We start from the raw sequence: 25,224 nt of genomic DNA on the forward strand, positions 1-25,224 counted from the left end.
TGTCCCCTACCCCGCGCGCTCGCGGACGGTGTCGATCACCTCGGCGATGTCCGTCGGCGACTGCACGAAATCCACGGCCGGCCGGTCGAGCAGCTCTTGGCCGCGGGCCGCGATCTCCTCGCGCGTCAGCCCTGTCAGAAGCGCGATCAGATCGGCGGCCTCGGGCGCGTCGATCACCCAGCCCAGCCGGTCGTCGGCGACCCGCCGCGCGGTTTCGGTTCCGGCGACGGCGATGCTCGGACAACCGGCCCAGCTTGCCTCGTAGATGCGGTTGGGCAGCAGCCAGTCGGAATTGTTGCCCCGCTGCCAGAGATCCTGCGACCAGACCACGTCGACGCCTTCGTAGATCTCGGGCAGGTCCTGCGGGTATTCGTAGGCGCCGTGGAAAACCATGTTGGGATGCGCCGCGATCACCTCGTCGAAATCCGGAAGAACGTGGCGGTGCACGACACCATGAATATGGATCTCGACGCCCGGCCCCAAGCGCGCGGCGACCTCGGAGAGCAGCGCCAGACTCGGCGCACAGCGTATGGTCCCGACCCAGCCAACGCGGAGCGGACGGTCCGCGTCCGGCGCCCCGCGCGAAACCGGGCGCCCGGGCAGCGCAGATCCTGCGGCAAGCTTGTTCTCCCAGAGCGCCCAAGGCCCGTCATACCCCTGCACGGGCTCGAAGAAATTCCGCATGAAGCCCGGTGAGGAGACCACCAGCATCTGGATGCGCCGGAGCAGGAACTGCTCGGCGGCGCGCATCGCGTCTGCCTTGCGGCCCTCGCGGCAGAGCGCCCCATTGATGTCGAGGCACTCGTAGATCAGCGGCACGTCCGAGGCGCCCGCCATCGCGCGCGCCGCCCAGGCAATCGCCAGCATGTCGAGATTGCGCGCGATGATGACATCGGCCCCCTTCAGCATCTCGCGATGCCCGGTCATCTTGACGATGGATCGGGCCACGACCACCGCGCGCTTCGGCAGGTTCTCGTTGCTGGTCATGAACAGGTGGGTGTTCGGCCAGTCCGGCTCGAAATCCATGTTCATGTTGTCGCGGCGCATGGTGAAGCTGTGCACGTCGTGCCCGAGTGCGATGAGCGCCCGAATGCGGCGGATCTGCGAGATCTCGCCGACGTCGAAGCCGAACACCACGATCCGGGCCCCACGCTTGGCTGGCTGGATCTCAGCGGCTTGCAACCTGCTGCCTCCTGTTCCGGTTCAGTAAGAGATTGGACAGCCCGATCTGCAAGGGCCGCTCCATGTAGAGATACAGCACGTTGCCAAGCAGCGCCGACAGGCCAAGCACGACGACGACGAAAGCCATGGCCGTTCCAGGCCCGTGCAAGTCGGGCATGGCGACCCAGACAACCTGCATCGGCACCACAACAAAGAGATGAAACAGGTAAATCGCGTAGCTGGCATCGCCGAGACGCTCGAGCACGGGAAGCTGTGGCACCCGCCCCGCAAGCCCCGCCACGCCTGAGACCAGCAGGATGCCCGGACCCCCAAAGCCGATGGTGCGGCTCCAGTAGTCGGTCGGGTCCACCTGCGGACCGAGCACGAGGAACGCCACCGCCGCGATCGCGATCAGCAGGCCGTTGCGCAGAACACCTCCTGGGGCGCTTTGCCAGATACGGGCCACCACGACGCCCCCGAGGAACTCGAGCAGAAGCGGACTGGTGTAGGTGATCGTGATGGCATCCGCAGGCTTCGCCGCGTACCCAACGGCCACCAGCGCAAACAGCAAACCTGTCAGGACGAAGAACCGGGCACTCTTGGCCACGAGCAGCGTGGCCGCGAAGAGAATGTAGAAGAACATCTCGTAGTTGAGAGTCCAACCCGGCACGAGCACCGGCCAGATGCGCGCGGGCTCGGTCGCGTTGAAATGCGGCACGAAGGCCAGCGACTTGAGGATATGCGGCGTGCTCAGCTCGACCCAGGCCGAGCCGATCACGACGCTCACGAGCACGAAGCAGATCGTGGCGATCCAGTAAGGCGGCGCGACCCGGATCAAGCGCCGGACGAGGAAGCCGCCCGGCTCGGTCTCTTTCTTCTGGCTGATGCTCCACATGATGAAGCCACTGATCACGAAGAACAGATCGACGCCGCCATGTCCAAGCAACAGCACATGATAGAGCGGCTCCGGCAGCTCGGCCTCGACACGCTTGCCCGCGTGCAGAGCGACCACCGAAAGCGCCGCAAAGGCGCGCAGGTACTGGATGCCGTAGATCTTGTTCATAAACTCTCTACGCTATGCGGGGCGGGGCCGGTCCGGGGCGTCGGACCGCGACCCCGATCAATAGTATTCGTAGGATCCGTCGCGGTTGTAGGACTTGTAGCGCCGCAGGTTGGCACGGGTGAAAAGCAGACCCATCAGGTTCTTCCGGCGCAGGCCGGAGTGCTCGAGCGCTGAACTCACCTGCTTGCGGGCCGTCCAGCCCCAGCGCACGACATAAATGATCTTGTCGCAGTTCGATGCCAGCATGGGCGTCAGGCTCGCACCGCTCACCGGAGGAAGGTCGACCACCACGTAGTCGAAATACCGGCGCAGGAACCGCAGCACGTTGGCGATCTCTTCAAGCTCTCTCGGTCCATATTGGATCGTCGAGCCTTCGCGGCTGTTGCCGAACACTGCCAGCCCGGGGAACTCGTCGATACCCTCGGCGTGAGACAGCCCTTCGGCTGGGTTCTCCATGAGTTTAGTCAAATTGTTGCTCTCGGGCAGCATCTTGCCGAGATAGGAGGTGATCTCGCCGGCGATCAGGTCGAGATCGACGATGGCCACCTTGTTGGTGTTCGCGGCGAGATAGGAGGCGAAGTTGAAGGCGGTCGTGGTCTTGCCCTCGTCCCGCACCGTCGAGGTGAAGCCGATGACCACGCCCTCTGCGCTGTCGCTCTTCCGTTCCATCGCCTCGCGCACCATGATCGCGCGCATCGTCGTCGCGGTGACGGAACGGGGATTGTCCATCGCAAAGCGCAAACGCTTGGCATTCGAGGGCAGCATCCGCCAGCGCGGGCTTCGATCGGGCGGCGTGAGCCAGCCACCGCCGCGTGCCTCCTTGCGCTCGGTCGTGAAGTTCGGGACCACACCGATGAACGGCAGGTTGAAGCGCTTCGAGAGGCTGCCCTGCGACCGAAAGCTGTTGTCCAGCGCCTCGATCGCGAGCACCACACCGATCGACAGCAGGAGACCCGCGAAGGCGGCAAGCACCACGATCCGCTTCGAGCGCGGTCCGGACTTCGTGTCCGGCGGCACCGCCCAGGCGATGACGCGCGCGGGGGTCGCGTCGAAGGTCAGAAGCTGCGAGGTGCTGTTGTACTGCTCGAGCATCCGCTCATAGAGTTCTCGCTTGGCCTCGGCCTCGCGCTCGAGGCTGCGCAGCGCAACGGTCTTTTCCATCACACTGCTGTAATCGGCATTCATCTCGCCGATCATCTCGCGCGTTGCCGAGAGCTGCCCGGCCAGCGCCCGCTCGCGCGCGCGCAGCTGTTCGAGGATCGAGCGGTACTCCTGGACGATCAGCGTGCGGGTCTGCTCCATCGCGCGGCGGGTGTTCACCACGACCGGCGCGGATTCGTCATAAGTGAGAAGCGCCTCCTGCTCGGCCTGCAAAAGCTCGGCATAGCGCGCCTCGAACTCGGTGACCGCTTCGGTGCGTTCTTCCGGCGCCAGCTGGATCGCTTCGATCTCGCCGCTCTCGATCTGGTCCTCGAGCTGGTCGGCCTGAACCTTCGCCGTCACCGCCTGCCCCTGCAGCTCGACAAGCTGTTCGTTCGCGGCGTTGAGTGCGATCTCGATCGGAAGGAACTCGCCCTCCGGCACCATGAGCTGGTTCTCGCGGCGATAGGACGCCACTGCACGCTCGGAGGCCTGAACGCCCGCTGCAAGTTCCTCGATCCGGGATGACAGCCAGACCTGCGTACGCTCGACATTGGCCGTCTGCTGACGGCTCGACAGCCGAAGATACTCACGCATCAGGGCATTCACCGCCCTGGGCGCCATCTCGATGCTCTGCGAGGTGTAGCGAACGTCGATGACGAAGCTCTCGCCCGAGCGTTCGACCGCAAGCCCCTGAACGAAATTCCGCCGCGCGATCTCGAGCAGGCGTTCCTGCTGCATGTCTTCGGGAAGCATCGCCACGGTCGCATCGCCATCGCCGTCGTCGCCAATGCGGAACACGCCCTTGATCCATCCCAGGAGCGCCGACGGCTCAGAGGCCCTTGGTTCCCCGAGTCCCAGCTCGCGCACCGTCGCGGCGGTGACCTCGCGCGAGCCCAGAACGCGCAGTTCGCTGTCCACGGTCAGGGCGTCCGACAGCAGCAGACCGGGCGCGATATCGCTATCGCCATCCGGTGACTGCCCGACGCGCGGATCGATCAGGATCGCGCCGTTCGCGGTGTAGGTCGGGCTGGCGTTCGAGACCATGATCAGGGCAAGGACGACCGCCGAAGCGACACCGACCACCAGGACAGCCCAGTGGCGGCGAAAGCGCATCATCAGATCGCGCAGTGTCTCCCCGACATCGACGGAGGGGAACAGCTGATCACGGTCTGTCTTGTGCGACATCAGGTCCGTGTCACGGTCCATATTCATTCGGCTTGCCCTGTCGCATTCACAATAACTCTTCCAAAAGTTGCGGCACCGAAGAGCACCCTCACCAAAAGAGGGCAACTTTTTTACCGCACCGCAGCATTCTTGATAACCGACGCCAGTAACAAGCCCAAGGCCTTGGCCGTCAATCGTTAAATACAGATCAGTGTGTCGCCATTTTGCCGACGGTCTGACAAATGGGCCTTATTGCCCTCTCAAGCGCTGAAAAATCGCGATTATGGAGGTTTCGGTCCCGGCCGAAGACTTCGCCACCGACCGCAGGATCAGCTGTTGGACGGCATAGCTGAGCGAGGCCCCGAGCGCCGCGCCACTGGCGCCGCCAAGCACCCCGCCAAGAGCCGTCGCCCCGACCATGATCCCGGTGCTGAGCCCGGCCACCCAGAAGATCACGTCCTGACGCCCGGTGACGTTCAGCACGATCTGCGCCGGCCCGAACACCGCATCCGAGGCCGGGATGATCAGCAGGATCAACAACGGCGCAAGCGAGGCGCGGTATTCCGGCCCGAAGAGCTCGAGCGCCATGCCGCCGAACACGGCAATCACCGCCGCACCGGCGACCAGTCCGGCGATCTTGAGGCGCGCCGCGTTATCCAAAAGCTCGGCCACGCGATCCGCATCCTTGGCATGCAGCGCACGGGACAGCTGCGGGCTCGTCGAGATGTCGACCGCCTTCATGGCGAAATAGACGAAGGCCATGATCGACAGCGCAAGCGCGAGGTAGCCGACCTGCGCCGGGGCCAGGACGAGCCCTGCGGCCGCCACGACCACGTGCTTGAGATTGTCGCGCAGCATCAGAAGCGGTGCCATCATGGCGCCGGTGGCAAACCACTTGCGGGCCTCGTCATACTGCTTTGGCACGCCCGCGGCGAAACCGAAGGTCTTGCGCAGGAGCAACGCCTGTACCAGCGCGGTGACGGCAAAGGCCGCAAGAAACAGCAGCATGTAGACGGTCAATCCTGGCCGCGCACCGCTGAGCCAGATCAGTGCCACCAGGAGGAAGATCACCGCCGGCCGCACCAGCATGATCGGAACCCCGCCGCGCAGCACCTGCCCGAGCGCCGTGGCATGGCGCCCGTAGACCCGCGTCATCGCCACCACCGGCGCCGCGACAACGGTCACGGCAACGACACCGAGCATGGCTTCGTCGCTCCCGAAGGCCCCGGCCCACCACGCCAGCGCGGCGACAATGGCCGATGCCAGCGTCAGCCCGAGGATGGTCATCCGGTTGAGGCGGATGAAGCCCGCCGCACGCCCCGACTGGCCGGTCTCGCGATACTGCACCAGATACTTGATCGAGCCGGATTCGAGGTTCAACGCCAGGAACACCGACAGCAGCATGATCCAGGCGAAGGCGGACATGATTAGACCGAACTCGGTCGGCGTGGTGATACGGGCGAGGATCAGCGTGTAACCAAGGGTGAGCACATTGCCCAGCACGCGGGCACCAACCAGCGATAGTGCCTTTTGCAGCGTCCCGCCGCGCCCCGATCGCCCACCTGCCGCCGCGGCCTCCGGGTTCCCCACGGGAGCGTGTCTTGACCCGTTGCGCCGAATCCTGAACAACAAATCCAATCCTCCAAAAAGAGCGTGATCGAAAATTCGCAAGATCCCGCACGGGATTAACCCGCTCCGTGCGCTATACCAATTCGACCATTCTGCAAACGCAGAAATCATTCGGCCCTCTGCTTTTTCCAGCCCTGTCTTCAGGAGCCCACCACATGCGTATTCACTGTGCAGCCCTCGCACTTCTTCTCGCCCCCGGCACATTGCTTGCCGGCCCGGATCTGTCCGGCACGATTTCCATACTAGACGAAACCTTCGACGGCCCTCTGAACCGCTATGACGGGCGGTCGGGCCTCTGGTCGACACTGCCGCGACGGGGAAACCTGATGACCAACGCAGCGGAAACCGTGTTCATCGACCACGGCGTGCTCGGCGAGGAGGCGGACGCGCTGCTTCCGAAGGTGCACGAGATCACCCCGGAGGGCCTGGCCCTGCGCACGGTGGCAATCCCGGATGACGTGCTACCGGCGCTGCGCGATTACATGAAGGCGACCCGGCAGGGCAATCAGGCCGACAAGATCCGTTTCGGCACCGGGGAGATCACCACCGCGCACACCTGGTCCCAGACCTATGGCTATTTCGAGATCGAGGCCCGCATCCCGCGCGGGCGCGGCCGCTGGCCGGCCTTCTGGCTGACCTATGCGGGGCTTGGCTGGCCCCCGGAAATCGACTTCTTCGAAGCTTACGGAGAAGGCATCGGCAGGCCGACCAAGAAAGACGGGCGTTTCAACACCTCGGTCCATTTCGACGCCCGCGGCGAAGGCCGCGAAGAGATCTACAGCACCGATATCGAAAACCCCTATGCGGACCCCGGCACCGATCCGAAACCGAACGAGCGCCCGCGCGGCGACCGATCGGTCTACACCTTCAACAAGTACCAGGACTCGGCCGAGTACGGGGCCGATATCTACAGCGATTTCCATATCTTCGCTGGCACCTGGACGCCCGAGAAAGTGACGTTCTACTTCGGCAAGGACCGCGACTCGCTGCGCGAGATCTACACCGCCCCGACCGCGGAAGACGTACACTCGCCGATGTTCCTGATCGCCAATGACCAGTTCACCGCAAGGGGTGGGTGGTGGCCGGCTCCGGAGGAAACGCTCGAGCAGGTGCTGGCGCCCGAGAACGCCTACATGATCCGGCGAATCCGGGTTCGGGCCTTCGAGCCCGAGCTCCAACTCGACATGGCGGCGGGCACGTCGGCCTATGACGACCGCGACAGCGTCATTCTCGATACGCCGGGCGACGACACCATCGCACCGGCAGCAGGATTCGACGTGATCACCCTGACCGGCGGCGCCGACCTCATCCACCTGCAGCGCGGCAAATCCAACAAGATCATCCGCGGCTTCGACGCCGACGACCGCATCATCTTCGACAGCTACCCGTTCGTCGATGCCAAGGATGTCATGACCCGTCTGACGCAGGTCGGAGCGGATGTCTGGCTTCCGAGCGGTGCTGATCCGGGCTGGCCGTCGACGGTGATCTTCCGGGATCGCGACGTGGCCGATTTCAGCGCCGATCAGTTCGAGAGCCGCTGGCCGGTGTCGCTCGACCTCTGGCGCGCCGAGGCCAAGCGCAGCCGGCGCCCGGAGTTCGATATTGACGGCGACGGCCGCCTCACCGGAGGCCCCGACGGCAGCTGGCTCAACGACCAGGGCCGCGCCATCGAGATAACCGGCGGGCCGGGGCATGACCGTTTCGTGATCGCCAGCCGCGAGAGCAACGTGGTCGAGCCGTCCGCGGGAAGCATCGACCGTATCGACACCATGATCCCGCTCGATCTGCCAGCCAATGTCGAGCACGGCGTCGCACGCCGCCCCGACGCGCTGCTCAGGGGTGGTTCCGGGAACGATCGGCTCGAGGCCGCCTCTCCCCGCGCCCTTTTGCAGGGCGATGAAGGCGACGATCTCTTTGTCATCGCCCCGAATGCCACCAACGTGACCATCCGCCTCCGTGCCGGAGACGGGCACGACCGGATCCGGGGCGCCGCCTCGCAGGCGCTTCTGGCGATGGGCCCGGGCCTGCTCGCGCGGCGCTCCGAGTGGCGTCTGACCGAGGTGCCCGAAGGGACCCTCCTCACCCTGGGTGACGATCAGAGCCTCCTGATCGAAGGCCTGGACGAGACAGCGGTGCAGGCAATTCTCCCCGCAACGGACTGACGACACGATCCGGCCGCGCCCGGGCACGTTGTTCCCGGTTCCTCGATGCGGCCGGCGGAAGGCGCACGAATAGCGCGGCGCAAACAGAAAGGCCCCGGACTGCGCCGGGGCCTTTCCTTTCGGGAGAGGGCCTTGGATCAGGAGAGAAGGAAGCCCGAGCCGCTGCCGAAATCCTGCTCTTCGATGGTCAGACCGGTGACATCGTCACCAAGGATCTTGGCGATGCGGTAGACCTCGTCACCGGCTTCGGCCTGAAGGAAGAAGGTGCCTTTCTTCTCGAACAGCGACAGCTCGACGCTGCCCGCGCCCTGCAGCCCCTCCACCACGATCCTGTCGCCTTCCTCGGCGTTGAAATCGCGGATCACGTCCATCGAGGCATTGTCGGCCAGATCGAACACGAACGTATCCGCCCCGTCGCCGCCAAGCATCACGTCGCGCCCTGCTCCGCCGACCAGCAGATCGTTGCCATCGTCGCCACGCAGAACGTCGTTGCCTTCACCCCCGTAGAGGGAGTCGTCGCCGACGCTGCCGATGAGCCGGTCACGATCGGCACCGCCGAAGATCCGGTCGTTTCCGTCACCGCCGTTGATGATATCTTCGCCGCCACCACCGTAGACGATATCGTCGCCACCACCGGCAACCAGCTTGTCGTCGCCGGCCCCACCGTGAATGCGGTCAGCACCGCCGCGGCCAAAGATCGTGTCGTTGCCGCCCAGACCCGACATGTCGTCACTTCCGTAATGTCCGCGCATCTGGTCGTCTCCGACTGTCCCGGTCTCAGTGCGGTCATATTCCGTACCGGTCTCCGGCGTGTCGTCCACCGGGGCCTCGGGCGTGTCCTCGACGGGCTCTTCCGGCGTTTCCTCGACCGCTTCCTCGGTCGGCACCTCGGGTTCGGGCGCGGTGACGGGATCCGGCTCGGGCACCGCCTCTACCGGCGCCTCGACCACGACCTCGTCTGGTGTCTCGACGACCACCGGCACGTCGCTCTCGCCATAGATGACGATCAACTGGGACACCGAGTAGGTGACGTCTTGGAAGGCGAAGAACTCGACATTCTTGACATGGCTCAGCGCGTTCTCATCGCCCTGCCGCATCAAGAAGGTGTAAGGATCGGCGAAGGCGCCCTCGATCTCGGTCGACAAGGCCGCGATCCGCAGCGTATCGACGCCAGCGCCACCGTCGATCGTGTCGTTACCCGAGGAGTAATGCAGCGAGTCGTCGCCGCGGCCGCCGGACAGGAGATTATCCCCATCGGTGCCGACAAGCGTATCGTCGCCGTCCCCGCCGAAGGCGTTCTCGATTGAGTCTGGCACGCCGATCTTGAGCTTCACGCCAGCAATCTCGCTCGCGCTGGCCCCGCTCAGATCGATCAGGCTGTCACTGGTGACCGCCGCGGCATTGATCGCATCGATGCCGCCATCCTTGTCCCAGAGCACCTGCCGATCCGACAGATCGGCGCCCTCATAGAGCGTCCCGAACTCATCGTTATAGACGTAGACATCGTCGGCCAGGCCATCGGTCTCGCCGTGCAACGTCAACGTGACGTTGTTCAGGCTCCCGGTCATGGCGCTGCCATCGATGTCGACGGAGTCGGGGTCGCGGTTGTAGATATCGACGGTCCAGGTGCCCTTGCCCATCTCGCCCATGCTGGCGACCGACGAGAACTCGAAGTTCCGCAGTGTGCCGATGAAGTCGCGATCCTCGATCGAATAGACCAGTTGCACGGTCGTGCCGTCGGGGCTGGTCAGATAAACATCGAGATCACCGGTAAAGCGCCAGGTCAGCCCCATCGCGAGCTCGACATGCTCGACCTCGATGTCTTCGGTCACCTCGATATCGTAGGAGATATGATCGTTGCTCCCGGCCTTCAGCACGGCATCGCTCTTGCCCTTCACCTCGACGGTATCGAGGCCCTCGAGGGTCTTCTGCGTGGTCCACGTCTCGGCAAGGCGCACGGCATCATGCACGTTGAGAAAACCGAAGCCCGTGGAGTCGCTGAAGTGCTGGCCACCGCCGTTGAAATCATCGGCGCCGTTGGTGATCCAGCCGTTGCCGACCGACAGCTCGTCGGTCAAGCCGTCGCGCCGCGCCGAAAGCGACAGGATCTTCTGGATGTCGCGATAGCCGAGGTCCGGGTTCGCCTCGAGCATCAGCGCGATGGTGGCTGACACCGCCGGAGCGGCAAACGAGGTGCCCGACACGTAGGAATAGCCGTTCGGCGCCGTGCTGAGGACATTCTCGGCCGGAGCCGAGATCAACACGTTCGCGCCAAGGCTGGTCTTGTCCCAGGCATCGCCCTCTGCAGTCACACCGCCGACCGCGATGGTGTAGGGCGAGTTCTGGAAGTTGTGATAGTTCGACGATCCGTAGGTTCCACCGTTGCCGGCCGAGAACACGATGCTCGTGCCCAGCCCGTCGCGTCCGGTTTCGACCACATGCCTGAGCGTCGCTTCCATCTCGGCCCCGTCTTCGCCGAGCCAGAACCGGTCGGAGAAATTGCTCGCGAAGCTCCAGCTGTTGTTGACGACGTCGAGCGCGACCGATGCGCGAAGCGCCTGCAGCACGTTCTCGACGGCGTTGCTGCTGCCGTAATCGATGCCGAACCCGACCAGCGTCACACCAGGCGCAATCCCCACGGAGCCGGTGCCATTGCCGCCCTCGGCCGCGATGACACCCGCCACCGTTGTCCCGTGCCGGTCGGTGATATCGCGCGACCGCAGCGACAGGTCGCCGCTTTCAAGCGCGAAATTGTAGTCGAGGCTTGTGTCGTAGGCTCCCAGATCCTCGTGCGTGTAATCGATCTGCGAGTCGATCACGCCGACCTTCACACCCTCACCAGTATAGTCTTCCCAGACAGACGCGACGTCCACTTTGACGTCGGATTTGCCCGATCCTTCAAGATACCAGGTCTCTCCAACCCGTTCGTCAGAGAGAAACTCATCCGCAATTCCCGCCCCCAGAATCTTGGCCTGCAGTGTCTGCATGTTCAACTTTCCTTTGGTCGTAGCTTGTGCCGCGAGTGCCGCGGGTTTTCGTTCCCAGGGGCCAAAATCGTGGGGAATGCGGACGAATTTCGGGCACGGTCGGGCGTTTTGCGGGACATTTCTGAGTGGCATTGAGACAAAGTTTAGTCTCGCCGGACGTGAGTTTGCCTGAAACTAGATCGCCGCCATTCACCCAAGGGTTGATCACCTGTCACCTCAAAGGAGACCAGCGTGAACAAGGGCTTAGCGCGATGGCTGATCTGCGACGTTGCGCCGCGATGCGGCTGCAGAGTGGCGTGCTGCATGGCGGCATGAGGGCGATATTGCGGCGGCGCTCCTTGCAGCGTCCAGATCCGGCGCCGCGCACGAAAAGATCGCGCCGGAGCCAATCGTGGCCGCCGAACGGCGCGGGTTCGCGTCGCAGGCGCGGTGCGAATCTCATGATCATGCTGAAAGCAGCGCGACAGGCTGGCGAGAGTTGCAGCCGCTCACGATCCCGTGAGGGTTGATCCGTGCAGCGGGGAATCTCTAAAGCAATAGAAATCTTAAGAAATGGTAATCACGTTTCACCTTCAGAAACTTTTATGCGACAAAAACGCCTATTTCCCGCGATTTCGGCAAATATTGTTCTCCGATCAGAAACGCTTGCGGTATTGTTCTTGGACCGCCCATTGGAATTGGGAGAGCAGAATGGACGCGGACAATCAATACAATGCGCCGGCAGGCGAATATGAGAGCTGTCGCAGCATGCGCGCCTCGGAGCTTCCGGTTCGCAGCGGCGAGGCGATCTTGGCGGCGATGTGCGCCATACCGGTCGCCTTCCTAGTGGCCGCCCTCACCAGTCTTCACTTCAAGCTCGAGCTTGCCCCCGCGCTGGCGCTCTACACACTGGTCGGCAGTGTGGTCATGTTCGGTCTTCTCGCCTACAGGCTCTGGCGCGCAGGCCCCCGGCGCTGATGCGAGCGTCGCAGCGCTCCGACCCGCGGGCCACCCGTCCAAATACGAAAAACGCCGAGGCAAGCCTCGGCGTTTTCATCAGATCCAATCAGTACGGACCGTTACGGTCCGAACTGCGTTTACATTCCGGTCTTGCCGAGCACTGCACCCACTGTGAGGAACAGGATGCGGACATCGCCCATGAGCGAAACACCGTTGTGGTAGGCCACATCGAGTTGAACGCGCTCCTCGTAGGAGACGTCGTTCCGGCCGGAGACCTGCCAGAGGCCGGTGATGCCCGGACGCATGGCAAGGTAGGCCCATGCGGCACCGCCATAGCGCTGGAGTTCGGGTTCGGTCACCGGGCGCGGGCCGATCAGGCTCATCTCGCCGCGCAGCACGTTCCAGATCTGCGGCAGTTCATCCAGCGAACTGCGGCGCAGGAACGCACCAAGCCGCGTGACGCGGGGATCGTTGCGCAGCTTGCGGTCGCGCTCCCACTCGGCGCGGGCGGCGGGATCGTTGCGGAGCAGCTCCTCGAGACGCTCCTGTGCGTCCGGCACCATGGTGCGGATCTTCCAGCAACGGAACTGGGTCCCATTGCGACCGACGCGCTTGTGACCGAAGAAGCCTGGACCACCCTCGGCCCGGACGGCGATGTAAAGAACCGCGATGACCGGCAGCAGAATGGGCAGCATCAGAATGGAGAGGACGATGTCGAAAGCGCGCTTGGTAAAGCTTCCGTTGCGGGCCGACCGCAGATCGTTCGACCTGTCCGACCCTGCGGTGACGATGTCGTTCACATTGGTAGAAGTGTTAGACATTGAGACATCCTTAAAAGAAGAGCGCGGCGCCTAGAAAGCAGAGGGGCACCGATCGAAAACTATGGCCTGACGACGTCGAGCGCCGACCTTAAACATGATTTAGAACTACGCCATTCTGCAGCTGCAAACAAATCTGCATCCTTGCAGACGTCAGCAGCGCGAACGTGCGCCATTCGAAAAAAATCCTTCATATTCAACCCGTTACAAACGCGTCAGCAAACTCTTGTGCGATCAGAAGAAGAAAAAACTTTCTGCACCGCAGTAAAACGCGCCCCAAAAACGTCTCATCTGCACAATCATTAGTCAAGCAGGCTCACGCCATTATGTCCAAATTATGTCTACAGCGGCCCCATTTCGGGCCGCTGTTTCCGAACTGTCATGTCACCGCTCAAGCCAGCAGAGAATTCGATTCGATCCGACTCTGCCTGAGGTAGATAGACCCGCGTTTTTCGCCGACTCACCCGTCGGACCGCGCCCCGTCGAGGCGCCGTGCAGCCCTCGGTCGTTTCGCTCCACCGCGGTGGCACCCCGTCATACGCGAAGCGCCGCCAGATGGCGGCGCCCGTTGCGTCGAAAAGACGGTCGCTCAGAGCAACGACAGAAGCGCCGCGCCCGCGTCACGGCCGTTCTGTTGCATGCCATGTGCGGTGTAGTGCGGGTCATCCGCGCCGCCGAGTTCGTTTCCGGTCTCCGGCACCACCACTCGAAAGCGGTCGATCGCCCACGCCGCGTCGCCGCTATCCTGATCGAGACGCAGCTGCGCCGCCCGCATCGCCGCCCCGCGACCGTCATAGGGGGCAGGCTCGTAGTGCTGACCGACGCTCCACATCACCATCGGCACATCGGCGATATCGGACCGCAGATCGCTGACGAACTGGCGCATCTGGTCCATCCACTGACCCGAGACGCTGTAATCGCCTCCAAACAGGTCGTTCGCACCCTGGCTCCACACCATGCCGACAATCTCGTGCGCCGGCCCCAATGCATCGAGCGCGGCCTTCATGGCGAGGAGCTCGGACCACATCCGGCTGCCGGTGGTGGCCACGGCCGAGGATTTGCGCCAGTCCTCGGTGTTCATGAAACCCGACCCCGGGTCGCCGAGCGCCATCACGAGAAGCGGCCGCCCGCGCGCCGCCGACCAGCCGACCAGCGCACCGGCCACCGCATGGACGGGCGACATCCGCCGCGCCTCGACCGCCGCCACCGGCTCGATGCAGGGTTGCGGCACGTGGCGAACGCTGTCGGTGGTCGGATAATTGCCGGTCGCCCGCAGGCAGGGCATGTACCAGATGCGCGGATCGAAGGCGGTCTCCCGTGCCGAGGTCGGGATCTCGTCACCGAAGCGCTCGGACGTGGCATTGGCGCTGTTGCTGTCTCCGCCGACGATGATCACGTCGGAGGCCACGAGGTTGGGATCGACGGTGGACAGGTCGTAGGCGGCGATCGCCCCAACAGAGCCGTCGTAATCGGTGCTGGGTTGCAGATCGAGGCGCGTTGCCGCACTCGTCATGTCCGCGGCCGGGATGACCTCGTGATCCATGTAGGGTGCGGTCAGCTGGCGACTCGGCGACAGGCCCGGCGCAGCGAACCGCGCCCTCAGGCTGCCGGCGGAGACCTCTTGGTCGAAACGGATGAAATGGGCGTGCCCCGGTGTCAGCGCCGCCGCCAGTGACAATCGCGCGGCCTGTCCCGCCGTGCCGCCCGCCACCGGGCTGCGCAGCCGTCCGTTCGCGACCTCCCAATTGCCCTGAAGGTCGATATGCGCCACGTCGTCGAGGGAGGACTGAGCCGCGGTGAAGAGGTTCGGCGGCGCCATCAGCCCCACCGGCCCCGCCCCTGCCGCGACCGAGATCGCAAACGCCGCAAGGCTCACGCTCGCGCCGTCCGCATCCGTGACCCCGAGGACAAGACCCGAGCGGGTCTCGACCTCGGTCGGCGTGCCCGCGATCGCCCCGCTCGACGGGTCAAACAGCAGACCCGCCGGCAATTGCCCGGAGACCAGCGTGAAACTGTAGGGCGCGGTGCCGCCGCTCACGTCGGGAGAGAAGCTGTAGGCAACACCGACCGTTGCCGCGCTCGCAGGTGTCCCGGTCAGTGCCAGCGGATCCGAAGGATCCTGCGGATCTTGCGGGTCCTGCGGCTCCGGAGCGATCAGCGGCTGAACGCTGCGCCGGGCCACCATCTCGCCATGCATCAGCACCGAGATATTGTCGGCCACGCCTGCCCAGACATTGTAGACATAGCTGCGCCCTTCCTCGAGCACCTCGAGCGTCTCGGGGTCGAGGTCGACATCACCTTCGGCAGTCCGCTGGATCAGCGGCGCCTGCACGTGGTCTTCTGCCACGGTGACCGTGACGAACTGCCCCGGTGCGAGGCCGCTGACCCGGACCCGAAGCGTTTCTCCACAAAAATAGGCCAGCCGCCTGCTCAGCCCGCGCTGCGCCGCCTGTGCATCGATCATCTGTATCACGCAAAACCTCCACGGTGGATTCCGCATGAGGCTAGGGCACACCGGATTAACCAGGCCCGACGGCTCCGAACGTTGCCACGGCCATGCTCATGGCGCGGCGCGGGGCATGTCTCAGTTCGCGACCTCGTCCTCGAGGGGGCGGATCGCGACCAACAGCGTGTCACCAGGCAGGATCGGCGTGGACATGGAGATTTCTCCCTCGGTGCCGGTGTCACTGCGGCGGCTCTGGATCTCGAAATCCAGCCCGACGATCTGCGACGCCACCACGGCGGCAGCACTGCCGCTGCTGAGGATACTCACCTGTTCCACGGCCTCGCTGTAGGAGATCGTCTGCAATGCAATCTGCTCGCGGGCGTCATTCACCCCGTCGAGCGCATCCTGCCGCTGCGTGGCGAGATACTGCACCCGTTCGCGCTGCGCCGAAGCGATGGCACGGGTCGCGTTGATCTTCGCGGCCTCGAGTTCGAGAACCTTGCTGCGCGCATCGGCCTCGCGCTGCTCCGCCGCCGAGAGGTTCGACGCGGTCTGCAGGCCGCGTTCGGAAAGCTGGCGCGCCGCCGCGAGCGCATCCGCGGTGCTGGCGACGATCTCGTCCTGAACGGAGATCCGCGCGTCGAAGTTCTCGCGCTGGTTCTCGATCGTAGCGATCTCGCTCTCCCAGAATTCCAGAAGCGTGCGCGTGCGCTCGCGCAGCGCGTCGAGCTGAGCCTGACGCTCCGAGACCATACCCTCGAAGTTCACAAGCCCCGGCGCCGGAACCCCCTGCATCAGGGCGGAGTCGACCGACACCGGCGCATCGCCTTCGGCCAGACGGGCCTGATGATAGGCCAGATCCGCAACCGCTCGGGCGAGATTGAGGTTCGCGACTTTCATGTCGTTCTCGACCATCGAACGCAGACGCAGAATCTCGGTTCGGGTCAGCCCCTGCACCTGACTGCCGCCGGCCATGGCGAGGGCGGAAGAGACGGTCATCCCGGGAAAGAACTCGACCATGCCGGGGTTGAGCACGTCACCAGCGACGATCACCGGGGCATAGGAGACGAGCATCAGGCTCACGTCGGGATCAACGAAAAACCCCTGAGCGACAAGCTCCGCCTCGACCATGGACTCGGCCTCATCGAGGGTCAGGTCGGCGACGGTGATCCCGCCGACATCTACGAGCCGGATCTGACCGTTGGCATCAACGACCGCGCTGACTTCCTCTTCCTCGCCGGACCGGCGCACCTCGACCACGTCGCCCGGCGCCAGCCGGTATTCCTGTGCCCCCGCGACAGAGGCAAACGCCACGATACCGAGAAAGCTGAGCAGTCGGAGCCCGATACACATGGTTTCAATTCCTTCCGTTACAATCGGCCGAAGTGTTGCCGCACATGGCGTCAGAAACAACTCAATTATTGCCCCGCTGCAGCGGAAGTCGCGCCTTTGTGGCGCGCCGGCCCGACCGGTGACACGCCCACCGCGGCCATACGTGGCGACGGCAAGTCTGCCGAACAGATCAGCCGAGAACTGCCCGGTGCAGCGCAGCAAGCCCCGCAGCCATGAGCGCCTCCGCCCCGGCCTTGTCCGACGCCTCGACATAGAGCCGCAACTCCGGTGCGTTTCCGGAGGGGCGCACATGCACGATGCAACCGTCGGTCAGCGTCATCCGGACACCGTCGGTCAGATCCGTGCCGGCCTCATCACCTCCAAGCTCGGCCAAAAACGATGCGCGCGCCTCGGCGCTGTCTGCGAGCCGCGCCACGAAGGGTTGCGAGCGCTCCTGTGGCACCTCCTGCAAACGATCCGCCATCGTCACCACCGGCGGCTCCTGCGCCACCCGCGCCGAGACCGTGCCGTTTCCGGCTGCGATCAGCGTCATGATCAGCGGCAACATGCAGTCGCGTGTGGCGAGCGATGCCAGCGGACCCGCCGGGCCCTGCGCCTCGAAGCCCAGCAGGAAGCCCCCGTTGGCCTCGTAGCCCACCACCTTGCCGCCGGCCTCTTCCATGCCCGCGATCACGAAGGGCGAGCCGATCCGGGTCAGCCTTACCGCCCCGAACCCCTTCTTCTGCACGCCCGAGTTCGACGAGATCGGCGTCACCACCGTCTCGGCCCCCAGCATCTCGGCGGTGATCTGGCCCATGACGTCGCCCGGCACGATGGTGCCGGTCTCGTCCGACAAGAGCGGCCGGTCGCTGTCGCCATCGGTCGAGACCAGCGCGTCGAGCCCGTCGGCCTTGACCCACGCCGCGATCTGCGCACGCGTGTCTGGATCGACCGCCTCGGTGTCGACGGGAACGAAGGTCTCCGAGCGGCCATATTCGACCACCTCCGCCCCAAGCCCCTGCAGGATCGCGGCGAGATCGTCGCGGCCCACGGCAGAATGGGCATAAAGCCCGATCCTGCGCCCGTTGAGCGCGAACGCGCCACAGGCCTCGATATAGCGTTCGACGAAGCGCGCGGCGGCGTCCTCGTCCTGCGCCATTTCGCTCTCGGCCGTGCCTGTCGCACGCCCGAGCGCGCCGTTGATCGCCGCCTCGTCGGTCTTGGTGATCTCGCCGGTCCGAGAATAGAACTTCAGCCCGTTGCGATCCGCCGGGATGTGGCTGCCGGTCACCATGATCGCCCCGGCGCCGACCTCCTGTGCCGCCAGCGCAAGCGCCGGCGTCGGAAGCGCCCCGCAATCGATGACCCGGACGCCCTCGGCCCGCGCCGCCGCCGCAATATCCGCCGCGATGCGCGGGGAGGACGGGCGCAGATCGCGCCCGAGGCACAGCCCGTTGCCGATGTCGCAGGCCGCGATGAAGGCCCGCACGTGGTCGGCGACCAGCTCGGGCGTCAGCTCTGTCACCAGGCCGCGCAGGCCGCTGGTGCCGAATTTCGGTGCCATTGTCTCTGGTCCCTCAGTCAGTTGCGCAAGGCGGACGGCGCTCAGCCCTTCGCCCCCTGCCCCCGCGAATAGACATCCTCGTAGCGCACGATGTCGTCCTCGCCCACATAGGAGCCGGTCTGCACCTCGATCAGAACCATCGGCACCTTGCCGGGGTTCTCCATCCGGTGTTTCGCGCCGAGCGGGATGTAGATCGACTCGTTCTCGGTCACCAGTTTGACGGTGTCGTCGCAGGTCACCTTGGCCGTCCCCTCGACCACGATCCAGTGCTCGGAACGGTGGAAGTGGCTCTGCAGCGACAGCGAAGCGCCGGGATGCACGACGATGCGCTTCACCTGGAAGCGCGAGCCGACCACGAGGCTCTCGAACCAGCCCCAGGGACGGCGATCCTTGGGGAACTCCACCGCCTGCTTGGCACCCTTCGCCTTCAGCGCGTTGACCGCAAGCTTGACGTCCTGCGCCCGATCCTTGGGCGCGACGAGCACGGCGTCGTTCATCGCCACCGCGACGATGTCCTTCAGGCCGATGCCGACCAGCTCCACGGTCTCGCTGTCAGACCGCAGCAGCGAGCCCGCACAGTCGATCGCCGTGGCGGTGCCGTGGGTCACGTTGCCGCTCTCGTCCGGCCCGGCCTCGCGCCAGATCGCGTCCCAGCCACCAAGATCCGACCAGCCGGCATCGAAGGGCACAACCTCGAGGCCTGCGGCCTTTTCCATCACCGCGTAGTCGATCGAGATGTCCTCGGCCCGCGACCACGGCTCCGCCGCGAGCCGCAGGAAGCCCAGATCGATCTGTGCCTCGTTGACCGCCGCGGTCACCGGCGCGACGAGCTGGCTGGCATGGGTATCGAACGCGGCGAGGATGTCCTTGACCCGGAACAGGAAGATGCCGGCATTCCAGAGGAACCCGCCGCTGGCGAGCATCTCGGCCGCCGTCGCGGCATCCGGTTTCTCGACAAAGCGCTTGAGCGGCACGGTGTCACCGCCGCTCCCGTCCAGTTCGAGATAGCCATAGCCGGTCTCGGGCCGGTCCGGGCGGATGCCGAACAGCACCAGCTTGCCCGCCTCGAGCGCTTTCAGCCCGGTCTCGACCGCGGCGCGGAAGGCTTCGGTATCAGCGACCTCGTGATCTGCCGGCGCCACCAGCATCGCGGCGTCGGGATCCTTGGCATGCAGGTACAGCGCCGTTGCAAGCACCGCCGGCGCGGTGTTGCGCCCCTCGGGCTCGATCAGGATCGCGCCGGGGTCGATGCCGACGGCGGCGAGTTGTTCGGTCACGATGAAACGGAAATCCGAGTTGGTCACGGCGATGGGCTTGTCGAAGCAGGCCGCCCCGCTCAGCCGCATCACGGTCTTCTGAAACAGGCTCTCTTCCTCGAGAAGGCTGGCAAACTGCTTCGGAAAGCTCTTCCGCGACACCGGCCAGAGGCGTGTGCCGGAACCACCACAGAGAATGACGGGGGTGATCTTTGTCATAGAGAACCAACTTCTCCTTCAAGTGCCGCGAACCGCTTCGCTTTTGCCCGGACGGTAACCCAGAGGTCCTCGAGTTGCCAGAAGCAGTCATTGGGCGTTGCAATTTTGCCGGTCGGCTGTGCCTCTACGCTCGCCTCGGCCTGCCCGGACCAAAAACGCCCCCACGGCGTTCCGCGGGGGCGTCAGTCTCGGGCGGGTCAGCCGGCCTCAGCCAAGAGACCGGTAATCCGGTCTACTCCGCCGGGTTGACCTGACCTCCCGGAACGCCGTCCTCGCGCCCCCGGTCGCGCTCGACATAGGCATCGTGGATGTCGCCGGGCATGTTGTGCTCGGCCTCGCGGTCGCTGCGATAGCGCTGGCGATGGCGGTGCATCATCAGGTTGTCCCAGCGCAGCGCCCGTACCAGCGCCCAGGCGATCAGGAACAGCACCACGGCGAAGGGGAAGCCCGCCACCACCGCGGCCGCCTGCAACGCCTCGAGCCCGCCTGCCAGCAGCAGCACAGAGGCCACAGCGCCCTCGGCCACGGCCCAGAAGATGCGCTGGATCTTCGGCGGATTGGGGTCGCCGCCGGCTGTCAGCATGTCGATCACGAAGCTGCCCGAATCCGACGAGGTCACGAACCACATCACGATCAGCACGGTGGTGAACAGCGCCGTCAGGCTCGAGAGCGGGAAATACTCCAGCAGCACGAACATGGTGTTGGCATAGTTCTCCTGTGTCGCCTCGACCAGCGCCTGATCACCGCCAAGAGAGATCGAGATCGCGGTGCCACCGAAAGCGGTGAACCAGAAGAACATGATCGTGCAGGGCAGCAGCATCACGCCGAGCATGAACTCGCGCACCGTGCGGCCGCGGCTGATGCGGGCGATGAACACGCCGACGAACGGCGCCCAGCTCACCCACCAGGCCCAGTAGAAGATCGTCCAGCTGTCCTGCCAGGTGCTGCCCTCGTTGCCGCCGACCCAGCCTTCGTTCCAGGTTCCGAGCTGGATGAGACGACTCAGGTAGTAGCCGTAATTGTCGACGAACGTGTCGAAGATGAAGAGCGTCGGGCCGACGATCAGCATGAAGGCCAGCAGGATGATGGTCAGAACGATGTTGATGTTCGACAGCCGCTTGATGCCGCCGTCGAGACCGGCCACCACCGAGATCGTCGCCATCAGCGTGATCGCGGCGATGATCATGATCTGCACGCCGGCATTGTTGGGCACGCCGAAGACCTGCTCGAGCCCGGCATTCACCTGCGTTGCACCAAGGCCCAGCGAGGTGACGATGCCGAACATGGTGCCGAACACGGCAACGATGTCGACCACGTCACCCCAGAAGCCATAGACCTTGTCGCCGATCAGCGGGTAGAGCGTCGAGCGGATCGACAGCGGCAGGCCCTTGCGGAAATGGTAGTAGGCCAGCGCGAGGCCCACCACGGCGTAGATCGCCCAGGCGTGGAAGCCCCAGTGCATGAAGCTGAGCGCCATTGCCTCCTGCGCGGCGGCGACGCTCTGCGCCTCTTCCACCGGCGGAGCGAGAAAGTGGTACATGGGCTCGGCCACACCCCAGTAGATCAGCCCGATGCCGATCCCGGCGCTGAACAGCATCGCGGTCCAGGAAAAAATCGAATACTCCGGGTCTTCGTCCATGCTGCCGAGGCGCACGTCCCCGAACGGCCCGATGGCCATGATGACGACGAAGAGCAGGAGAGCGTTCACCAGCAGGATCATCGCCCAGCCGAGATAGCGGGCCAGAATGCTCTGAAGTCCAGTGAAGATGGTGTTGGCGAGGTCGTTGAACAGGACGCCAAAGAGAATGAAGCCGACGATCAGGCCGGCGGAAACGATGAAGACGGGCCGGTGAACCTTTGGAAAGATCCAGAAGGATTCTTGCGGTCTCATTTGCTTCATGCGGGGCTCCCTATCGGTGTTCTCGTTACCGACGGAACGCCCCGCACTCCAAAAGGTTCACAAGGGAGTGAGCTTATTCTCCGAGATGGAACCGGCGGGCCCCTGCCGAGAGGGGTGATCCGCTGCGCCCGGTTCCCGCCGAAGCCGGCAGGCGCAGCGGTCAAAGGCAGGTCAGGCGCCGCCGGAGAGATCCTTCAGGACCGCCACCGCCTGTGTCTCGACGGTGAACTGCGCCTCCATCGTCTCGGCGCAGGCCACCGGCTCGCGCGACGTGTCGAGGATGAGCTGCCAGTCGCCATCCTCGGGCAGCGTGAAGGTGCAGGCATCGCCGCCATTGATCAGCACGAGAAGGTCCGAACAGTCTTCCTGATGGTGGCGCATGCCGACCGCGAAGAGCCCGCCATCTCGCCAGTCGTCGCCCGACATGTCGCGGCCCTCGGGATGGATCCAGATCGTCTCGGTGGCCTCCGGGCGCGGCCAGAACCCGTAGGGCGCGAGATGCGCGCGCCAGTCCCGGCGCAGCGCGGTCAAAGCGGCGACGGCCTCGATCAGGCCGGGGCGCGCGCCCTCCCAGTCGATCCAGGTGGTCTCGTTGTCCTGGCAATAGGCGTTGTTGTTGCCGTCCTGGGTCTGGCCAAGTTCGTCGCCGGCAAGGATCATCGGCACGCCATGCGACAGCAATGTGGTTGCCAGCAGGCCCTTCACCCGCGCCTCGCGGGCGGCGTTGATGCCCGCGTCCTCGGTGGCGCCTTCATGGCCCATATTGTCCGAGAGGTTGTGGCCGTGGCCGTCACGGTTGCCCTCGCCATTGGCCTCGTTGTGCTTGTCGTTGTACGACACCGTGTCCCAAAGGGTGAAGCCGTCATGGGCGGCGACGAAGTTCACCGACGAGGTGGCCGGCCGCAGCGAATGGTCGAACTGCACCGGGCTGCCCATCAGCCGCTCCGACAGCCCGGGGAGAAGCCCCGGATCGCGGCGCCAGAAGGCGCGCACGTCGTCGCGGAACTTGTCGTTCCACTCGCGGAAGGGCCATGGGAACCCGCCGACCTGATAGCCGCCATCGCCCACGTCCCACGGCTCGGCGATGAGCTTGACCTGGCTCAGCACCGGATCCTGCCGGATGGCGTTGAAGAAGGCGCCCTCGCGCTCGAACCCGTCGGGCTCGCGCGCCAGAGTCGACGCCAGGTCGAAGCGGAAGCCGTCCACGTGGAAAGCCTCGACCCAGTAGCGCAAGCTGTCCATCACCAGCCGCAGCACCATCGGATGTGAGACGTTGAGCGTGTTGCCGGTGCCGGTGGTATCAAAGCCGTGGCGGCGATCCTCGGGCGAGAGCAGGTAATAGCTGGCGTTGTCGATGCCCTTGAAGGACAGCATCGGACCAAGCTCGTTGCCCTCGGCGGTGTGGTTGTAGACCACGTCGAGGATCACCTCGATGCCGGCGGCGTGGAAGCGCTTGACCGCCGCGCGCACCTCGCGCACGTCCTCGGAGGCGAGGTAACTGCGGTTCGGCGCGAAGAAGCCCAGGGTGTTGTAGCCCCAGTAGTTGCGCAGCCCCTGCTCGACGAGGTGGCGGTCCTGCACCATGGCGTGGATCGGCAGAAGCTCGATCGTGGTCACGCCGATCTTCTGCAGGTGCTCGATCACCGGCTCCGAGGCGAGGCCGCGAAACGTGCCGCGATCGGCCTGTACCACGCCCGGATGGCGCATGGTGAGGCCCTTCACATGCGCCTCGTAGATCACCGTATCCTGCCAGCGCACGCGCGGCTGCTGGTCCGCCTCCCAGTCGAAGACCGGGTCTGCGACCACCGCCTTGGGCATGAAGGGGGCACTGTCACGGGTGTCGAGTTCGAGATCCGAGCCGCCCACCGGGTAGCCGTAGAGCGCATCGTCCCACTCGAGCGTGCCGCGCATCGCCATGGCATAGGGATCGAGCAGCAGCTTGTGCGGGTTGAAGCGATGGCCGTCCTTGGGCTTATGCGGTCCGTGCACGCGGTAGCCATAGGCCTGCCCCGGCGTCACGCCCGGGCAATAGCCAAAGAAGATCCCGCCCTCGGCGCGCGGCAGCTCAAGCCGCGCGAGCTCTTCGTTCCCCTCGGTGTCGAAGAGGCAGAGCTCCACCGCGTCGGCGTGCTGCGAGAACAGCGCAAAGTTGGTGCCCTCGCCGTCAAAACGGGCGCCGAGCTGATCGGGGCGGGAGCGGGCGGGATCGACGCTGGCTTCGCGCGGATCGATCGTCTCGTTGTGCGAGTGAAGCATGGCAGGTTCCGGGATCATGGGGAGGGGAGATGCGGAGAGAGCTGCGACCGGGCGGCAGGCACAACCTGCGAAAGGCGATGTGGCATTCGCGTGGGCATCCTCTCGGGGTCGCTCGGGTGTCTTTGGGGTCTGCGCGGTCGTGTTGCCCGGCGGCGACTGAAAGGGGGAGACTCGCAGGCCGGACATCCGCTGACCACCAGCCTAACCTCTCCGAGCTGTTCTGGTTCCCAACTTTCTTCGGACGCGTGTCGAATTCCGGCGGGCCGATATGTTTGGCACCGCGCCAGAGCCCCGCATCGGTCGAAATCCGCCAGCGCCCGTCGAGTCTTCGAACGGCCCGCTTGCACCCGCTTTCGCCTGCGCCTAATTCCCGGCCATGGCTTCGAAAATCTTCGTCATGGACATGCGCGACGACGGCACCTGCCGTCTCTCCCTGAGCTTCCGGGGAGACCGCGGCACCGGCATCAGCCGCCTCTCCTGCGACCTGTCGCGGGACGACCTCCTGCAGCTCGCGGTCTTTGCCGAGGCCAGCGGATTGCGCGACGCGCTCGGCGAGTCCGAGCCCTCCGAGCTCGAACTCGAGGGGCTGACGGTGGCCGACGATCCCAAGCGCGGCGAACTGACGATGATCCGCCAGCAGGGCTACTCCGAGCAATCCGCCAAGGTCGGCCGGGCGGTGTTCCAGGCCGAGATGGCGGGCGTGGTGGAGGTCTGCCTGACCCGCGCCGAAGAGTCCAAGCACGGCGAGACGCTGCGCGCGCTGCTGTCCGAGCTCACCCCACCCGAGCCGCTGCTCGCCGGGCTGAGCCCCGATGTGGCGGAGATGACGCTCTACCGGCTGCGCGAGATCACCCTGATGCTGCTGGCAGCCAGGGCGGCAGAGCGCGGCTCGTCTCTGGGCCGGCTCCTGCGGGCCAAGAAGAGCCGCGAGCGCGCCGAGGCCGAGATCACCGCCTACCTCTCGGCGCTGGCAGGCAACCTGCTGCCCCGCCAGGTGCGCCGTGCCCGCGAGGCGCGTCTGGGCCTGCGGGTGATCGACAATCCGGGGAAAATGTCGGAGCGGAGCTAGAACCTCGGCGTTGTTCTGCGGCGCGCTTCTGTACGTGCCGGATGAATAGAGCCTCGCGTCGTCGCGCGGCGGCCTGCGGCCTCGTTCCGCGCAGGCAACGCGCTCGACGGTCGAAC

Annotated in this window: 15 protein-coding genes; 3 read left to right on the forward strand and 12 right to left on the reverse strand. The window is 65.1% G+C overall.

What is annotated here, in order from left to right; genetic code table 11:
* Positions 1-6: 6 nt before the first annotated feature.
* The 4 genes from R2601_RS21150 to R2601_RS21165 all read right to left on the reverse strand — a co-directional run bounded on the left by R2601_RS21150 (position 7) and on the right by R2601_RS21165 (position 6,121).
* The gene (locus R2601_RS21150) at positions 7-1,182 is read right to left on the reverse strand and encodes a glycosyltransferase (RefSeq protein ID WP_007802574.1); all 1,176 of its coding nucleotides are present in this window, start codon (positions 1,180-1,182) and stop codon (positions 7-9) included.
* A complete protein-coding gene (locus tag R2601_RS21155) occupies positions 1,169-2,224 on the reverse strand; it encodes an acyltransferase family protein (RefSeq protein WP_007802576.1) in 1,056 nt (351 codons plus the stop codon). Before R2601_RS21155 ends, R2601_RS21150 begins: the two co-directional genes overlap by 14 nt.
* Before the next feature lie 57 nt (positions 2,225-2,281).
* Positions 2,282-4,573, reverse strand: a complete 2,292-nt coding sequence (locus tag R2601_RS21160) for a GumC family protein (RefSeq protein WP_007802577.1) — start codon at positions 4,571-4,573, stop codon at positions 2,282-2,284.
* A gap of 207 nt (positions 4,574-4,780) precedes the next feature.
* Positions 4,781-6,121 (reverse strand): lipopolysaccharide biosynthesis protein, encoded by a 1,341-nt coding sequence (locus R2601_RS21165; protein WP_217626399.1) that lies wholly within the window; start codon positions 6,119-6,121, stop codon positions 4,781-4,783.
* Positions 6,122-6,315: 194 nt separating this feature from the next.
* Between R2601_RS21165 and R2601_RS21170 the strand changes: the two genes are divergently transcribed.
* On the forward strand, positions 6,316-8,322 hold the full coding sequence (locus tag R2601_RS21170; protein WP_110740109.1) for a glycoside hydrolase family 16 protein: 2,007 nt from the start codon (positions 6,316-6,318) through the stop codon (positions 8,320-8,322).
* A gap of 137 nt (positions 8,323-8,459) precedes the next feature.
* On the opposite strand, the gene R2601_RS21175 is transcribed toward R2601_RS21170, so the two are convergent.
* Positions 8,460-11,309, reverse strand: coding sequence for a S8 family serine peptidase (locus R2601_RS21175; RefSeq protein ID WP_007802583.1), 2,850 nt, complete (start codon positions 11,307-11,309; stop codon positions 8,460-8,462).
* A gap of 690 nt (positions 11,310-11,999) precedes the next feature.
* On the opposite strand from R2601_RS21175, the gene R2601_RS21180 reads away from it, so the two are divergent.
* Positions 12,000-12,266 (forward strand): hypothetical protein, encoded by a 267-nt coding sequence (locus R2601_RS21180; RefSeq protein ID WP_007802585.1) that lies wholly within the window; start codon positions 12,000-12,002, stop codon positions 12,264-12,266.
* Between the two features lie 119 nt (positions 12,267-12,385).
* Here R2601_RS21180 and R2601_RS21185 read toward each other — a convergent pair whose 3' ends face one another.
* From R2601_RS21185 to glgX, 7 genes are all read right to left on the reverse strand, one after another.
* Positions 12,386-13,069: a sugar transferase gene (locus R2601_RS21185; RefSeq protein WP_040545707.1), complete on the reverse strand. Its 684-nt coding sequence runs from the start codon at positions 13,067-13,069 to the stop codon at positions 12,386-12,388.
* A 586-nt stretch (positions 13,070-13,655) separates the two neighbouring features.
* Positions 13,656-15,530 (reverse strand): Ig domain-containing protein, encoded by a 1,875-nt coding sequence (locus R2601_RS26540; protein WP_007802589.1) that lies wholly within the window; start codon positions 15,528-15,530, stop codon positions 13,656-13,658.
* Between the two features lie 120 nt (positions 15,531-15,650).
* On the reverse strand, positions 15,651-16,865 hold the full coding sequence (locus R2601_RS21195) for a polysaccharide biosynthesis/export family protein (protein WP_007802590.1): 1,215 nt from the start codon (positions 16,863-16,865) through the stop codon (positions 15,651-15,653).
* A gap of 169 nt (positions 16,866-17,034) precedes the next feature.
* Positions 17,035-18,408 carry a phosphomannomutase gene (locus R2601_RS21200; RefSeq protein ID WP_007802592.1) on the reverse strand — a complete coding sequence of 458 codons (1,374 nt, stop codon included), beginning with the start codon at positions 18,406-18,408 and terminating at the stop codon, positions 17,035-17,037.
* 41 nt (positions 18,409-18,449) lie between these two features.
* Positions 18,450-19,883, reverse strand: a complete 1,434-nt coding sequence (locus tag R2601_RS21205) for a mannose-1-phosphate guanylyltransferase/mannose-6-phosphate isomerase (RefSeq protein ID WP_007802593.1) — start codon at positions 19,881-19,883, stop codon at positions 18,450-18,452.
* A 232-nt stretch (positions 19,884-20,115) separates the two neighbouring features.
* A complete protein-coding gene (locus R2601_RS21210) occupies positions 20,116-21,774 on the reverse strand; it encodes a BCCT family transporter (RefSeq protein ID WP_195903886.1) in 1,659 nt (552 codons plus the stop codon).
* 180 nt (positions 21,775-21,954) lie between these two features.
* A complete protein-coding gene (gene glgX, locus R2601_RS21215) occupies positions 21,955-24,039 on the reverse strand; it encodes a glycogen debranching protein GlgX (RefSeq protein WP_007802597.1) in 2,085 nt (694 codons plus the stop codon).
* A 376-nt stretch (positions 24,040-24,415) separates the two neighbouring features.
* On the opposite strand from glgX, the gene R2601_RS21220 reads away from it, so the two are divergent.
* A complete protein-coding gene (locus R2601_RS21220) occupies positions 24,416-25,108 on the forward strand; it encodes a hypothetical protein (protein ID WP_195903878.1) in 693 nt (230 codons plus the stop codon).
* Positions 25,109-25,224 lie beyond the last annotated feature (116 nt).

Source organism: Salipiger bermudensis HTCC2601 (assembly GCF_000153725.1).
GTDB classification, from domain to species: Bacteria; Pseudomonadota; Alphaproteobacteria; order Rhodobacterales; family Rhodobacteraceae; genus Salipiger; species Salipiger bermudensis.